Source organism: Pontiella agarivorans (assembly GCF_034531395.1).
GTDB classification, from domain to species: Bacteria; Verrucomicrobiota; Kiritimatiellia; order Kiritimatiellales; family Pontiellaceae; genus Pontiella; species Pontiella agarivorans.
The window spans coordinates 362,955-379,910 of the sequence record NZ_JARVCO010000012.1; the positions used below are offsets into that span (position 1 = coordinate 362,955).

A 16,956-nucleotide genomic window follows, 5' to 3' on the forward strand; every position below is an offset into this window, starting at 1 on the left:
GGGAATTCATGAGCCAGATTCAAACCCAATTTATCAAAAACGTCTTGGCCGGTACTGAGACGCAGCTGTCGGAGAAGGGCTCGGCCTTTGCTCCGGCGAACATTGCGCTTTCCAAATACTGGGGAAAACGCAATGCCGAACTCAACCTGCCGGCAACGTCCAGCCTGTCGGTTTCGCTGGGTGATCTCGGAACAAAAACTGAAATCCGCGTGGCCGCTGAGGATTCGGTTTTTCTGAATGGTGAAGCGATGGGGTCCGAAACGCTCTTTTATAAACGAACGGTTGATTTTCTGAAGCTGTTTCCAATGGTTGGAGCGCATTTTGAAGTTCGGACGCAGAACAGTATTCCAACGGCCGCGGGGCTGGCATCCTCAGCATCGGGCTTCGCGGCCCTGGTTCTGGCATTGAACGATTTGGCGGGTTGGGGGCTCGGCCGGCGCATGCTGTCATTAATCGCCCGGCTCGGCAGCGGCAGTGCTGCGCGCTCGGTTTACAGCGGATTTGTTCAGTGGTATGCCGGTACCGATGATGACGGCAGCGATTCCTATGCAGAGCGGATTGATGCAGAATGGCCGGAGTTGCGGGTCGGTATTCTTGAAGTTTCCAATGTTCACAAGCCGGTCGGTTCGCGTGAAGGTATGAACCGGACTGTCGCAACGTCTGAGCTGTATAACAGCTGGCCTGCGCAGGCGGATGCCGATCTTGAAGCCATTCGTCTCTCTATCCGGGAAAAGGACTTTCCAATGCTTGGAAAAACGGCAGAGCACAATGCGCTTTCAATGCATGCCACAATGTTGGCTGCCTGGCCGCCGCTTATTTATCTGCAGCCGGAATCGCTTGAAATCATTCACACCGTTCAGCGTCTGCGCGGGGAGGGGCTTGAACTTTTTCTCACCATCGATGCCGGTCCGAATATTAAACTGCTGTTTCTGGAATCAGTGGCCTCCGATGTAATCGCCGCCTTCCCAGACCTCCGGATCATTCAGCCGTTCGGATGATGCTGCTGTATGGCTGAAGAAGATCCGGGAATAACGCTCAGGCTTGTCGGGGAGGCTGTATTCTGCAGACGATATTCTTGACTGCTTGCAGTCACTGTCCGTCTCTGCGACGCAATGGAATAAAGTCGGAGCTAATTTTCTTACATTGATTTAGCCGGAATGCTCAATCTTATGGGGCACCATGAGATCTCGTTGGGATGGACAGTGGTCGCTCTGGTCAGGTCATTACCTTGGTATGCGTATTACAGGAAGCGAGGCCGCATCATTCGGGATCGGTATTTTGGGTCCACTTGCTTTGGGCGTTGAGGGATTGTCTGCCGGAAGGAAGGCGTTCGTATCCCTGTTTGGCCCTCTGTTCGGCTGGGGGATTGCTGTATTATGTTTAATCAGCGGTTCTTATAGTGGAATTTACGGACTTACTGTTTTTGCAAATTGCCCTTATTTTTGTCTCCGCCATGAATCTGGTGCCGGTGAAACCGTTCGATGGATACTCCGTCGTTGAGCATTTGATTTTTCTGCACAAACCTCATACACGGTTGGCCTATCGGATTGTGACCGGTCTGTTGATGAGTCTTTTTTATGTGAAGTCCTTTTGCCGCCATGATCAACCTACATATGCGTTTTTTTCGTTGTTCTGGGAATGGCGATGTTTGCCGGAGCAAAGAGGGAGGACAATATGTCCGGGATGATTTTACGGCTCAGAAAAGAGGGTAAAAGAGATTTTGAAATGGGCCGTTATCGACCGGAAATGTTGAAGAGAATGGAATGTTCCTTAAACCTGTTTGATATCCAGAATGAAGTGAATCAGGCTCACTTTCTTCGAGAAATCTGGGACCGGGCCTGGGAGGTTCCTGCATCTAGAATGGAGATGTATGCGGTATTGGGAATGTATATCCTTCTCCTTTTAGGCTGTGCTACCTCGCCGATCATTCCTCAGCTATATTCATATATTTTTTAGAACTCATTCGTTTGGTGCTTGGTGCAGTGTCGCACGTCTCAATTTCTTGGTGTCCTTCAGAGCACGTGCCTTCTTGCGCTATGAAAACGGATTATCATCGGTCAATGAGCAGAATCCCGCTTTTTTTGTCCGACAGGCTGAGCTCAATGAATTTCTACGGGGCTTTGGGTTCGCAATAGTCCGGGTAGATCTTTTTTGCACATTCCGGGCAGATGCCGTGGCTGAAGCGAGTGTCGGAGTGGGCGCTGATGTAGTCTTCCATCGGTTGCCAGTCACCCTTTCCGTTGTGAATTTTTTTACAGCTGGAGCAGATGGGAATAATGTCTTCGAGCATGTTGATGTGGCGGGCGGCCTGCTGCAACTTAGTGATGAGGTTGGCCTGTTCCTGGTTGGTCCGTTCGAGGCGGTAGGTTAAATGACGGAGCTCAAGGTGTGCAATAACCTGATTGGCCAGCGTTTTCAGGGCGTCAACTTGACTCCGGCTCAGCTCGCGGGGTTTGCGGTCGATCACACACAGGGTGCCCAGCGAATGGCCGGCGGGAGTAACAAGCTGTGCTCCGGCATAAAAACGGATTTTCGGGTCGGTGGTCACGAGGGGATTGTGGATAAAGCGGTCATCATCCAGTGCATCGGGAACGACAAAGAGTTCGGACTGAAGAATAGCATGGGTGCAGAAAGCAATGTCGCGCGGTGTTTCCGGTGCCTCGATGCCGACCTTGGCCTTGAACCACTGACGGGTTTCATCCACCAGGCTAATGAGTGCGATCGGCGCGTCGCAAATGTAGGAGGCGAGCTGTGTGAGATCGTCGAGCTCCTGCTCCGGAGGCGTGTCCAGAACGGCGTAGTTCTTCAATGCCTGAAGGCGTTCAACTTCGTTTTTGGGGCGGGGGTAGGGCATGATCAACTCCGTTGTTAATATTCTCCTAGCTTATAACAAGTTAGTCTAGTCAAATTTACTAGGGTAGCCCACTTTTTAAATTGCTTTCTTTCCAGTCTTTCCGGAAGGATGGTTTAAGCGGAAGAAAACAGGAGAGGATATGCCGGAACTGCCAGAGGTTGAAACCATTGCTTCGCAGCTGCGGGGAAGGGGTGTTGAGGGAAAGAGGATTCTTTCGGTGACGGTGAACTGGGCTCCGATGATTGAGCCGCTGAGTTCGGAACAGTTTTTACAGGATGTAAATGGCTGCACCATTGAAACCATTTCCAGAGTCGGGAAATGGATGCTGTTTTCGCTGAGTTCGGGACAGACACTGATGGTGCATCTGCGGATGGCAGGTTCGTTTGCACTGGAGCAGGGGAGTCATGACCGGATTGTGCTCGGATTGTCAGATGGACTGACGCTCTATTATCGGGACACCCGAAAGTTCGGCCGCTGGAAACTCGTTGATGACCCGCAGGTAATTCTGGGGGCTCTGGGGCCCGATGCGCTGACGCGGTGTTTTTCCCTTACTTATTTTTCGCAGCAACTGCAGAAAAGTAAGCGCGCGATCAAAGCGTTACTGTTGGACCAGTCTGTGGTGGCTGGACTTGGAAATATCTATGCCGACGAGGCGCTCTGGTATGCGCGGATTCACCCGGAACGACATGCTGATTCACTTTCTGATACGGAAGGTAAAAAACTGTTCAAAGCCGTTAAAGAGGTGTTGCGGCAGGGGGTCAGAAACCGCGGAACCTCGCTGGGAGACGGTAAGACCAACTACCGGCAGGTCGATGGCGACTCCGGAGAAAATCGGGGTGAAGTCAGGGCCTATGGAAAAGCCGGCAGACCGTGCTTTCGGTGTAAAACGGTTCTTGAAAAAAGGATTGTGGCTCAGCGGGGCACCACATTCTGCCCGCGATGTCAGGTGTTATAGATAGAATTATATCGATCCTCATTAGGCTAATGGAGTGTTTTTTTGCATATGATTTGTGGGAAGCACCTGTTTTTGTCTGTTTTATCAATGCCGCAGAAATTATTTTCGCCGTTTTAGGTAATAAAAACAGGGGTTTTGTTAAAACGTTAAAAAAGTATCCATATTCCTATTTACAAACCGAACGCAAATGGTACTGTTTGATCCGTTGTTTGGGAAACAATGGATTAACCAAGGAGAGTAAAAATGGTCAAGATCGGTCAGGAAGTACCTGAATTTGCAATGGCGGCGTTTCAGAATGATGAAATTAAAGATATCAAGCTGTCAGACTTTAAAGGTAAATGGGTAGTGGTTGTATTCTATCCGGCAGACTTCACGTTTGTTTGTCCGACCGAACTGGAAGACGTTGCTGCGCTTTATCCTAAATTCCAGGAAGCCGGTGCTGAAGTTATCTCTGTTTCCACCGACACCGCTTTTGTTCACAAGGCATGGCATGACGAATCTGATGCCATCGGCAAAGTGAACTATCTCATGGGTGCTGACCCGACTGGAGAGGTTTCCAAACTGTTCGGTGTTTATATTGAAGAAGAAGGTCTGGCGCTTCGTGGCACCTTTATCATCGACCCCGACGGAAACCTCAAAACAGCAGAAATTCATGATCTCGGTATCGGCCGCAGTGCTGTAGAAGCACTGCGCAAGCTGGAAGCCGCAAAATTTGTACACGAGCACGGCGATCAGGTTTGTCCTGCAAACTGGCAGCCGGGTAGCGATACCCTCACTCCGGGTCTCGACCTCGTAGGAAAAATCTAACTTCCCCTGGTTAGTTAACACCCCACCCCCTGGCCCCGTCAGCACCCCCGCTGGCGGGGCCAATTTTTTTGAGGATGGTAAATCTTACAGCCTCAGGAAATGTCCGTTATCGGTCCTGTTTCTGGTATGGTGCGGCCGATTTTTTTTGTTTCCTAGGATTGGCAGCAGGCTGCTTCGTCGCAGTCGGCGGTGAGGGTGGGCTGAATTGTACTGTTCTTCAGTAAAGGGGACGGGTAATGATTTTCTAAATAATTAGTAATTATAGGCTTATTAATAACTAGTAAATCCTGATCATATTTTAAACTATTATAAATTGCATTGCAAAAAAAGAGACCTAAAGTCGCCATTCCAATTCAAAGGATGGCAGCGATGAATTTTTATAAAACTAGTATCTTTACTGCATTCGCAACTGCCCGTAGCCGATCTTTTTATGAACAGTCAATATTTCGGCCAGGAGCGCTGATCGGTTTCTTTGCATTGGCTCTGTTCAATGTGCAGGCACAGTGGGTTACGGAAACCTATGAGCTGAAGCAGGGCTGGAATGCGGTTTTTTTACATATTGATCCCTCCCATGTATCCATTCCGGAATTGCTGGACCGGGATATTAACAGTCCGATCACACAGATTTGGCGCTGGAATGCCCCGTCGACGGGAAATTTCTATGAGGATCCGTTTGAATATACGCAGGTTGCAACGGGGTGGAAGCAGTGGATTGTCAGCGATCCTTTCAAGGGCCTGCAGACGATGGTCGGTGGTATGGCTTATCTGGTGGAAACGGGAAGCGATTATTCCTGGGCAATCAAGGGACGTCCGGTCGTTCCGGCCTATGACTGGAATGTGGACGGCCTGAACCTTTTCGGATTTCCGACCGACAAAACGAGCCCGGCGACTTTTGAAGATTATTTCAATGCTTCGGCGGAACTTCAGGCGACGGATTATACATTTTACAGCTACAACGGAATTCAACTGGATTCGACCAATCCGAAAAAGATCCACCCTTTTCTTTACCGCAATGAAGCGCTCAACCGGGGGCAGGCTTACTGGATGTCTGGCGGGGAGACGTTCAATCGCTATTTCGGGCCCTTTGAAGTCGATTTATCGGGAAGGGAGGGGCTGAATTACCGCGATTCCGGTAGTGCACTCAGTTTACGCATACGGAATATGAGCGGACAACCGGTTACAGTACAGATGGATTTGCTTCCATCGGAGAATCCGCCCGCCGGGGAACCGATGATTGACGGTTTGCCTCAACTGCTGGTCCGCGGTCCGACGGATCCGGAAACACTGACGGCCGGGTTTGAGATCCTGATTCCGGGTGCTGGAAACGGCTCGCAATGGACACTTGCGGAAAAGGATGAAGAGGGTTCGGAAATTGAAGTGGTGCTGGGGCTTGATCGGGCGGCGATTACAGATCCGCCGGGAAGTTTGCTCGCGGGTATTCTGAATTTCTCCGATTCGGGCGGGATGCTGGACATCCATGTTCCGATTCAGGCCGACGTTTCTTCGGATGCCGGTCTATGGGTCGGACAGGCGTTGGTTACCGAAGTGGGACAATACCTGAAAACCTATGCGGCCGGATCGACGGATCCTTTAATTGTAACCAATGCGGATCTGGTGGTAACCAACGACCTCCAGATCTCGGAAGAGGGCAGTTATATTGTCGATTCCGTTAACCGCAATATCGAGTCGGTCGCGCGGCCCTATCCTCTGCGTTTGATTGTGCACAGCCCGGAATCGGGAAATGCGCTGCTGATGCAGCAGGTCTATTTCGGAGTGGATGCTTTTTCCCGGCCGGTGATTACCCGCGAGGAGTCGGTGCTGGATCCGGAAAAGTATGATCAGGCCCGCCGTGTCACGGCTATTCATCTGCCCTGGAGCGAGGAAAATCCGGGCTGGCTGTTTGATGGAACGCTGGAGCGGGGCGGTGCCATCAGCGCCCGGATAATCACCGCGTTCAATGATCAGCGTTCGAATCCTTTTCTGCATACCTATCATCCGGATCATGACAATCTGGATAGCCGCTTTAAACAGGAACTGGGGCAAGGGGCAGAGTCCTACACGATTGAACGTGAAATTATGCTGAATGTGGCCCCGCCGGGTACCAACTTTTCGGATCGGGTACAGGCCCATCAGCAGCTGACCGGATCGTATCAGGAAGTCATCCGGGTCATGGGTCTTCCGCGTGCCGGCGGAACAAATGATACCCAGATTTTTGAAGTGCACGGTTTGTTCAGTATGGGTCGTGTTTCTGAGATTTCAGAAATTACTGATCCGCTTTGATTCCCGCCGAAATGTTAACCTGCAGAATTTTGAAATGACTATTGAAACGGAGAAAACAATGAAAACTCAGATCAACATGAAACTGCCGAACATCCTGTTTTCAATGCTGACCGCCAGTGTGCTGCTTGGCCTGCCTGCCCGGGTTTCCGCTGCAGAGGAGCCGCCGGAGCGCATGACCTATCAGGGTTTTGTGGTAGATGGTAACGGATCCGCACTCGGCAACAGTGCTCCGGAAAATTTCGAAATTATTTTCAGGATCTGGACGGCGCAGTCCGGCGGGACCCTGAAATGGTCGGAACAGCAGACCGTGACGGTGGATAAGGGCTACTTCAGTGTGCTGCTAGGAGAAGGTACTGAGGTGAACGGGGAGCTTCGGCCGGCTCTTTCTTCAGTATTTTCGGGAAGCGATGCTTCAGAGCGTTTTATGGGCATCAGTGTTAAAGGAATCGGGTCCGGCGGGTCGGATGCGGATATTCTGCCGCGGCTCCAACTGGTCACGGCTCCTTACGCTTTTATGGCGCATCACGTTGCCCCGGATTCCATCAGCGGTGCAAATATTGCCGATAACACGGTTTCTTCCGCCGATATTCTGAGTAATACCATCAACAGTTCTGATATTCAGAATGAATCCATTACGTATCAGGACCTTGCTCCCAACTCCGTTTATGCGTCTGAAATCGCGACCGGAGCCGTTGGCACTTCAGAAGTGCAGGATAATTCGCTGACGGCCACTGATCTCGCGGCGAATGCGGTGGGCGCTTCCGAAATTGCAGCGAATGCGGTGGGTAACTCCGAGCTGCAAAGTGATTTAACGCTGAATGGGAGTATCGGGATAAACCAGCGTTACTTTAATACTGCCCTGACGATCAAGCCGGGGGTCGGTGATAACTATTCGCGTTGGGTTGCTTATGAGGATGGGACTTATACCTTATTTCAAAATGCAGATGGCTTAATGGGTATTTGCCGTCGTGTGGATTATAATTCCAGCGGTCTTGAGGTGTTGCGTTTGTCTTGTACGACACCGAATTCCGGCACGGATGACTGGTCATTGCGAATTGATACCGACGATTCCGGCGGTCTGGACGAGGATCTGTTCTTTTATTTGAATGGCTCTTTAAAGGGTTGGGTTGATGCTGATGGGTCCGGGTTCAAAGGGAACAGTGATGCCCGGTTGAAACAGGATATCACGGATATGGATTCGGTTCTGAATCGGGCGGTACAGCTTCAGCCCCGTCTGTATCGTTTTAAAGATAATCCGAATGGAGAACTCCAGCTCGGTTTTATTGCTCAGGAGGTGCAACCCTATTTTCCTGAAATTGTGGACGATGGGGAAGAATATCTGGGTCTTTCATACGGCCGTGTCGGAGTGATTGCGATCGGCGCCATTAAAGAACTCAATACAAAGGTGGAAATGCTGAAGGCGGAAAACAGGGCCCTCAAAGATCGGCTGGATGTATTGGAGTCCCGCATTCTTTCTCTGGAACAATAATCCATTTCTTTGACTTAGCCTCCCGAGGGTGCTCATGAAAAAACGACATCATCAATACACTGAGGAAAAGATGGGTGTGCCCAAAAATACTCCGGCCGAAACGGTTTTGAGCGAGGGCATCTGCAAACTTTTTCAGGTTGTACTTTTAACCGGTTGTTTTATGACATCCTCCCCTGCGGGGGCTCAGGTGCTTCCGTTGCAAATTGTTCAGGATTCAACGACGTATAATCTGCAGTCGACGAATGGAGTTCCGCTTTCTCATGTTGTGGGGTCACCGCCGGGGTCCGATGGCCGGGCCCCTGAGGTTCCTCCGGCTACGGGAAAACAATACAGCTCTTTGCTCAGTCTGGGCGGCGCGGTCAATGACACGGCACCGGCAGATTCAACGGAAAGCGCGACATTTGTTCTTAAACGGGTCCAGATCGGCGCACCGTTTCTGAATCGGCCGATCACCTATCTTTTCGGTTCGGTGGTCGCGGTACCTGAAACCGATCAAACCGGTGTGCTGCTGTCCGATACCGCCGAAGGGTTGCTCTATTGGGATGCGGAACCTTATACCGAAAACAGTCATGAAAATGAGGGCTATTACTGGAGCCCTCACTCCGGCGAAGTTTATACGGTGCAGCCGGGACCGATGAACATTACATGGAGAAAACGGGTTCCTTTTGCTCAGGGGGCCGAACCGGCCTATGTGAATGAACTGGGCAGCAAAAGTTTTGTGACGAACGGGGCTAATGTATACCTGCTCTATACGCAGCAATATCTGGTATCCGGAAGCCCGGTAAAAAAGCCGAAAAATATGTACTGGACCGAGAAATCATTTTTGTCCAGGGGCAAGCCGGTCCAGATACCGGGGGGCTCCGTAGGAGCAGTGAATATTGTTTACAATGAGGTGACATTCCCTCAAAGCGTGGCGGAGGAATATAAGGCTATCGGAGATACTTCACCGGCCACCAATGCGCTGCCGGAACTGCGCACGCTCTGGTATAACCAGCAACAGGGTTACCTGTATGCCTATAACGTGGAAGGCCGCGTCTTTGTTGAGCTTCTCGGGGATCTGCGTGATGACAATGTGACCCGGGAACAGCTCGGGTTTGAAATTGTGGATGTCTATCGGCAGGCCCAGCCGGTGGATGAATGGACTGAGCTCGGTGAGCGCATTCATCCGCCGTTTCCGGATACCGTCGATGAGGTGACGCCGGAACCGCTGAATCAGCTGAATGCATTAAATTTTGCTTATCGTCATGTCATAGAAGGCAGTGCACAGGTTGAATACTATGCCGCCCGGAAAACCTTGAACCAGTCTGACCTTCAGATCTTCTGGATGGAGGAAGGGGTGGCATCGATCCGCTGGCCCAAACGGCTTGCCCGGTATGAACTGGACTGGCCGACGGATATCGGCAGCTACAGTCATTATGTCCGTCCGGATGCGCCGACGGATGAAGAAGCTCTGGCAACGGCCGTTCAGTTGAATCCGGATAATGTTCCGTTCATTCAGTATCAGGATCCGTTTGATCGCCCGCGGGCCAAAATTTCGCCGACATCGGCCTTCTATACCATGTTGGATTCAACGGTTCCGGCACACCGTACCCTGCTGCGTTTTTCATCTGGAGACAACATTGCGTTTCAACGCGTGTATTCCTGGCTCGACGATAATCTCAAAGGCACCAACTTTGCGGATACCATTGTGGAAGATCTGCAGGCCTGGCAGGATTATACGAATTATCCGGCAGTCTATGCGGAGTATCTGGAAGAGTATGCCGAATACCTCGTAAATTTCGGGAACTATACCAATTATATCAGTGATGTAACCCGAGGGGTTAACGGAGATTGGAGCCTGTTTGTCAGTGATGATGTTTCCGGTAGCGAAGGCGGGTCTATTTCAAACTGGAGTCTTGAGGTTATATCCTATCTTGAAAATGAGGATGTGTATTTAACGAACACTTTCAGTCAGGCCACCCCGATCCTGATACCGGCGCCGGAAGCAACGGCATCGCCATATCCTTCAGTGGTAGCGGTATCCGGACTGACCGGTGCTGTTGTGCAGATTAAGGTTCACCTTCAGGACATCAGTCATGCATGGTTGAATGATTGGGATATCTTTCTGGCATCTCCATCGGGACGGGGGTGTGCGCTGCTGTCCGATGCCGGTGGCGGCGGAGCGATAATAAGCGGGTTGAATTTGTCCTTTGAAGACCAGGCCATATCCGTGCCCGTATCGACTCCTGCCAGCGGGACTTATCGTCCCACGGATTATCAGGCCGGCGAAAGCCTTCCGCCCGGGGTGCCCGGACCGACAGTCAGCCGTCTGGATGAACTGCTTGATCCGGTATATGAAATGCCGGCTGTACCGGAAGCCCCGGCGAATGCATCGAGCCCATGGGTAAATACCCCGGGATCACCTAGAATTCTGTTTGAAACAGTATATGTCGGGCAGCGGATCGAGGCCCCAGTAGGAGAAGACGATCAGGCAGGATACCTGAATCCGGAGATCGGCACATCTTATCATCCGGAGGCCTATATTGATCCGTTCAGTGCCGGTTTTGAGGCCGCCGCGTTGGGTGCGATTATTCCGGTGAATGCGATACCGGGAGCAAATAAGCTGGAAGCCTGGTGGTTCCGGAAGAATACCGGGAATGCCGGTTACAATGCCGGTGACGGGGCGAAAGGCTTTTCTCCGATTTACTGGCCGTCAGCCATCGGGCGCTACACGATTGAGTGGCCGGATCAAGCCCCTGAAATTATTCTCGCGAGTAATGAAGGCGGCGGGGCGCTGTCTTCGCTTCAGGCAAAAGGCAGCATTTATACCCAGAATGATCCGGAACTGCATGGTTATAATCCGAACGAAGAGCATGCCATCATGTCCGGCGGGACGCCGTTTGCGACCCGTGATGATCTGAATATTACAACCGGCCCGGACTATTCCTCGAAACCGTATGTGCTGCTCGATTATGTGGAGGGTGATTTAAGACCGGCGATGCTGGTCTTCAAAGTGCTCCGTGAAAAACCCGCCGAAGGGTTTGTCTTTGACTACATTGTTCCGGCCGGTCAGCTGCTGCAGGCCCCGATGCCGTTGCCGCTGCTGCCTAAACCGGTGGAAGGAACAGGTGAAACGGCCGTCAACTACAACACGGAGCCGGCCTCGGTCGGCGACCTCCCCGGAAACTGGGCGACGGCGGACAACACGAATACCTATGCGCATTACATTGGGTTTACCTACAGGGATCGCAAAGATGATTTCTGGGTTTACCGCGGACCGCATGCCGGACGGCCTGAATTAGCGGCGGGGTCTTTCAATGAAGCAGGCGGCACATTTGATCCGCTGCCGGATGCCGTGGCTGTGATGAATGAACCGTTCCGGTATGTTGTTCACGCTTCAAGGCAGGATCAGTACCTGGACCTGTCGGTGGAGAATCTTCCAGGCTGGATGAGCATCGAAGGGCTGGCTTTGGTGGGTACACCTTCAACCAATGAGGCGGGATACAGCGATACACTCTCGCTGCTGATCGAAGATCGATATGAAGGCGACATGGTGACGAATCAGCTTTCGCTTTCTGTTTCATCCAATCTGAGCACGATGGCTCAAGGCGCGCTGGTACTCAACAGTACAAACGGATATACGGGTTCGGTCACGACCTTCTCCAATCGGCCTCCGTTCCTGGCGGCTTCTCCCTCGCCGACCAATAGTTTTACCATGCGTTACTATTATAAAACCATGGAGGGCTTTGCCTGGCCGGGCGTGGAGCATCCGCCGGAAACCGGCAGCATTGTGCCTTATCTGCGCCCCTACAATGAAGGAACGGGGCAATATGTCGGTGACGGTGCTTCTGCGGACACTGCCGCGCTGGAAATCGTCTATCGTCCGGTCTGGCCGGTGACGGATCCGAAAGACAGTGCCAAGCCGCTGCCGTTGCTTCCGTACGGGGCAACGCTGGCTAAGCCGGCGTATAACCTCCCCGGCGTCAGGGATTGGAGAACCGCGAAAATGCTGTATCAGCAGTCGATTGCCTCTGATCTGGTGTCCGAGCAGTACAGCGCCATTCTGCACGATCCGACCGTATTCAAACTCTCTGATATTTCCGGGCAGGGGCTGGATAGTCTTCCGGGCGGAGTGAAAACGGAATACTATCTGGGCAAAATCTACTTCCCGAATCTGCCGCCTCATCTCGGACAGCGGCTGTTCTTCGATCCTGACCGGGGCGCGAACGGAAGCCTTGTGCTGAAAGGCGAATACAAGGAGGAAACACTTGGACGGGATTATCTGCAACTGAACCTGCTGCGAGGCGGCGATCTTGACGCCGTGCTGGCACTTTGTCCGGATGCTGATCCGGATAAGGTTGCGTGGGATGCTGTTGTTATGGCGCTCAGTACCGTTGTGGAAACCTTCCATGAGGACCCGCTTCAGCCCGGTTCCTATATTCCGGACGAGTTGCTGACCTACTCCGCGGGGTACCGTGATATTGTTGAAATTGTGGATGACAATATTCCGCGCGATTCCTATGCGGTCAGTGCCATTGGTCCGGGGAGCGGTTATGTGACGATGGTAGAATCCGGAGGGGATGCCTTTACTGAGCCGGGCGATCCGGTCGCCCTGCACGTATTCAAAGTGGGGGGTGATGAACTGGATCCCGGAGAACTGAAAGTGATTGCGGCTGAGAATCCGCTCAGTGAACTGCTGACCTTCCAGCACACGGCTGATCTGGGCGGGCATTCCGACGAATTTGAATATGAATGGAAAATCGGAGCGCCGGTTGACGGCTTCCCGCCTGCGGATCCTTCAGGTTATCTTGATCTCGTGAGCGGCGATGATATTACCCGCTACACGTTGGGCGGAGCCGGGATTCAGGCGCTGGGCGATAACTATGTCATTATGCGTTATCGAGCCAGGAAACCCGGTCATCCACTTTATAATCAATGGTCGGAGTGGACGGATCCGGCACTGGCTGAAGGTTGGATCAAACGCGTTTTGGCGGGAATCAATCCCTTTAATCAGCGTGTGACGGATCTTTTTAACAATCGGGTGAATACGGATGTCAGTATCCTCACGCAGGCCGGCCCGCGCTGGGAAGGGGATATTGCCCTCAACCTTGAAACGATCAACGATTACGGCTTGATTGAAATCTACGAAACGGTGCTGCGTCGCGGCCGTTCACTGAGTATTGAATCGGGTTATAATTACGGTCCGGCCAATGATGCGCTGCTGCTGGCTGCGGGGTATCTGAGCGATCTGTATATGATGCTGGGCAACGAGGCCTGGGCGGATGCCGCCAATCCGACGATCGGAATCGGAACTGCGGATAACACCTACGGGGATATCGCCACGGCGCTGTTCTCTTTCAAGGGGCAGCAGGCTTCGCTGCTTGATGAAGAACTTGCGCTGTTGCGCGGGCGGGATGATGTTTTCCAGCCGGGGGTTGAGGTGACGCCTGTGTATAACCGGTTGATTTGGAACTACACCCGGGGAATTGATGCCGGTGAGTCTATCTATGCCCTGAATTATAATATTCAGGAAAATCCGAATGATGATCCGGACGGAGTGATTGATGCCGAGGATGCGGCGTATATGTACCCGCAGGGCCACGGCGATGCTTATGGCCATTATTTGACGGCGTTGAAGGGCTATTATTCGCTACTGATGAATTCGAAGTTTGACTGGGTGCCGCGAATCGAGGCGGTCAACATTCTCGGGAAGCCGGTTTCGGTCGATTATCAGGATGAACGCAAATTTGCTGCGGCCGCGGCCGCGGTGTCCCGTTCCGGTCAGCAGGTGTTTGATCTGACGTGGCGTCAGGATTATGCACCGGTGGATAAGGTCGGCTGGTCGCAGTTCTCCGACACTCGGGAAAATGAGCAACGGACCTATACGGCCCCCGGGGCGGAGACGAATGCCGTGACGCGTCATTGGGGGATGGATCAATGGGCCAGCCGGGTTGGGCAGGGCAGTTACCTGAACTGGGTGGTGGGTAATGCGATTGTGCCCTATGAAGATCCGGATCCGTCTCACGAGGGGATTCAGAAGGTCGATCGTACGACGGTGGCGGAACTGAGTGAGCTTCCGGTACTTGCTGATGATCTTCAAATTTCCATGGATAATGCGGAATCCGGTGTTTCACCGCTCGGTGTTCCGGAGGATTCCGTCGTCTTCGATATTGACCCGAATGTGGTCGGTGCTTCCGGGGAAACTCATTTTGAACAGGTCTATTCCCGGGCGACGGTTGCGCTGAAAAATGCTTTGGTGGCCTTTGATGATGCCAAGGATGTAACCCGTCTGATGCGTTCTGAGCAGGATTCGCTGGTAAACCTGCAGAACCGTATTGCAGAGCAGGAGCTGGCATATCGCAATGCCCTGATTGAGCTCTACGGCACGCCGTATACCGACGATATGGGCCCGGGAAAAACCTGGAATCAGGAATATGACGGGCCTGACCTGGTGCACTATATGTATGTGGAAAATCCGGAGCAGGATTTTGAAAGCCTCTGGAATTATCCCGGCAACATTGCTGAAGCCTATACCTTCAGTCTGGGCGTGCAGGATCTTCCGGCAGATTTCCAGGACAATTACGGATACGACGCGTTGAACATTTTTGACGGTGAAGATCCCACTACAGAGGTCATCGCGTATCACATCGGTTCGAACGGCTATCTGGAAAAACCGTCCGGATGGACCGGGCAGCGGGCGTCGCCGGGTCAGGTCCAGCAGGTAATTTCGAAAGAGATCGCTGCGCGGAACCAGCTCTATGAAGCGCTTTACGGCCAGGATGGCACGAAGGCGGTCCTGAAGCGCCAGCTCACCGTATTGGAAGGTGAAATAAGCAAGCAGAAGGAGATTCGGGAATATAACGAGTCCCTCCTGATTGCGGATGAGGTGCTGGAAAAAGCTCAAATCGCCAATGCCATCTTCCAGTCGCTGCAGGATAATCTTGAATTTGCGACCGAGGAAGCCGAAGAGACATCGCTCGAACTGGTTCCGGACAGCTTCATCGCCGGGCTTGCGGCGGGCGGTGATGTCGGGTTTGCGGCTTCGGGAGCAATTAAAACGATCAGTGCTTCGATTAAAATCGGATTCCGGGTGGCGGCGGTCATTCGTGAATCGGTGATCCAATCTCTGGAAGGGGCAACGTCGTCGGCGCGCCGCTGGACAGAGTTTAATTCGATTCAGCCGCTGGAGCGGGATATCGCGATGCGCGATGCTGTGGCAAGTATCACGGACATCCTGATCGATATGCAGGACCAGCTATGGGGTATCAACAAGTCCGCACGTGAATATGAGGATGCGCAACAGGTCACCCGAGCGGTGATTGCATCGGGGGACCGGCTTCTGGAAGAGCGTGAAATTTTCCGCAAACGTTCGGCTGCCCTGGTGCAGGGGTATCGGACACGGGATGCTGCGTTCCGGATCTTCCGCAACGAAAAGCTTGAGCGCTATAAAACATTGTTCGATCTCGCAGCGCGTTACAGTTTGCTCGCTGCCAATGCCTATGACTACGAAACCGGTCTGCTGGGCAGTGATGAAGGACGCGATTTTGCTGCGCGGATCATTCAGTCGCGGGCGCTTGGTGTGGTGAGCTCAGACGGAACCCCTCAGTTTGCCGGAAGTAACACCGGGGATCCGGGGCTCTCCAGTGCATTGGCCGAAATGAAGGCCGACTGGGATGTTGTGAAAACGCGGCTGGGCTTCAATAATCCGGACAGCTACGGCACGACGGTTTCATTACGGCAGGAGCTGTTCCGTCTTAAAAAGGACGATGAAGGTGATGCGCGCTGGAAAGAAATCCTGCATCTGGCCCGAAAACGCGATCTGATGGAGGACGGGGATATCCGGCGACACTGCATGCAAATTGCCAATGATGACGGTTTGCCGGTTCCGGGTATTGTTCTGGAGTTCAGTACAACGATACAGGATGGATACAACCTGTTCGGAAAACCGCTGGCTGCCGGCGACCATGCCTTCAGCAGCAGCTCCTTTGCCACTAAGATCCATGCTGCCGGTCTCGCCCTGGAGGGCTATGTGGGCATGGATGATCCTGCTGCGAATGAGGGATCGGGGGAATCGCCGGATGATCCGGACACCTCGTACCTGAATCCGGATGGATTGTCGGCCACGCCCTATGTTTATCTGATTCCCGTGGGGGCTGACAGCATGCGAAGTCCGCCGTTGGGTGATGCGGATGAAATCCGCTCGTGGATCGTCAATGATGTGGCGCTTCCTATGCCGTTTAATATCGGAAGCTCCGACTTTTCGGTTACGCCGATGTACCAGTCTGGAGATACGCTTTCTGAAACCATGTTTTCGGTGCGCAAACACCCGGCCTTCCGGCCCGTATCTGATGCGTCGCTGTTCAGTCCGGATATTTATGTCGGTAGCGGAGGGCTGGCCCGGTCGCAGTATACCAGCAACCGTCTGATTGCCCGTTCAGTCTGGAATACCCGCTGGAAAATTGTGATTCCTGGAAAAACCCTGCTCAATGATGAGGAAGAGGGCTTGAGTCGCTTAATCCGGGCGCTTGAAGATATTAAGATTCACTTCGTAACGTATTCGTATTCCGGAAACTAAGCGTACGTGCCCTGAGG

The 16,956-nt window shown here is 52.5% G+C and carries 8 protein-coding genes; 7 read left to right on the forward strand and 1 reads right to left on the reverse strand.

The window, feature by feature from the left end; genetic code table 11:
* Positions 1–8: 8 nt before the first annotated feature.
* Both mvaD and P9H32_RS14645 read left to right on the forward strand, forming a co-directional pair.
* Positions 9–998, forward strand: a complete 990-nt coding sequence (gene mvaD, locus P9H32_RS14640) for a diphosphomevalonate decarboxylase (protein ID WP_322609656.1) — start codon at positions 9–11, stop codon at positions 996–998.
* 640 nt (positions 999–1,638) lie between these two features.
* Positions 1,639–1,956: a hypothetical protein gene (locus tag P9H32_RS14645; RefSeq protein WP_322609657.1), complete on the forward strand. Its 318-nt coding sequence runs from the start codon at positions 1,639–1,641 to the stop codon at positions 1,954–1,956.
* A gap of 154 nt (positions 1,957–2,110) precedes the next feature.
* Here the strand turns inward: P9H32_RS14645 and P9H32_RS14650 are convergent, their stop codons facing one another.
* Complete coding sequence (locus P9H32_RS14650; RefSeq protein WP_322609658.1) at positions 2,111–2,854, reverse strand: GAF domain-containing protein; 744 nt, start codon at positions 2,852–2,854, stop codon at positions 2,111–2,113.
* A gap of 139 nt (positions 2,855–2,993) precedes the next feature.
* Here P9H32_RS14650 and mutM point away from each other — a divergent pair, with 139 nt between their 5' ends.
* The 5 genes from mutM to P9H32_RS14675 all read left to right on the forward strand — a co-directional run bounded on the left by mutM (position 2,994) and on the right by P9H32_RS14675 (position 16,939).
* Positions 2,994–3,809, forward strand: coding sequence for a DNA-formamidopyrimidine glycosylase (gene mutM / locus P9H32_RS14655; RefSeq protein ID WP_322609659.1), 816 nt, complete (start codon positions 2,994–2,996; stop codon positions 3,807–3,809).
* A gap of 243 nt (positions 3,810–4,052) precedes the next feature.
* Positions 4,053–4,616 (forward strand): peroxiredoxin, encoded by a 564-nt coding sequence (locus P9H32_RS14660; protein ID WP_322609660.1) that lies wholly within the window; start codon positions 4,053–4,055, stop codon positions 4,614–4,616.
* 477 nt (positions 4,617–5,093) lie between these two features.
* Positions 5,094–6,896, forward strand: a complete 1,803-nt coding sequence (locus P9H32_RS14665) for a hypothetical protein (protein WP_322609661.1) — start codon at positions 5,094–5,096, stop codon at positions 6,894–6,896.
* 58 nt (positions 6,897–6,954) lie between these two features.
* A complete protein-coding gene (locus tag P9H32_RS14670; RefSeq protein WP_322609662.1) occupies positions 6,955–8,385 on the forward strand; it encodes a DUF8740 domain-containing protein in 1,431 nt (476 codons plus the stop codon).
* A 34-nt stretch (positions 8,386–8,419) separates the two neighbouring features.
* The gene (locus P9H32_RS14675; protein WP_322609663.1) at positions 8,420–16,939 is read left to right on the forward strand and encodes a hypothetical protein; all 8,520 of its coding nucleotides are present in this window, start codon (positions 8,420–8,422) and stop codon (positions 16,937–16,939) included.
* Positions 16,940–16,956: the final 17 nt, after the last annotated feature.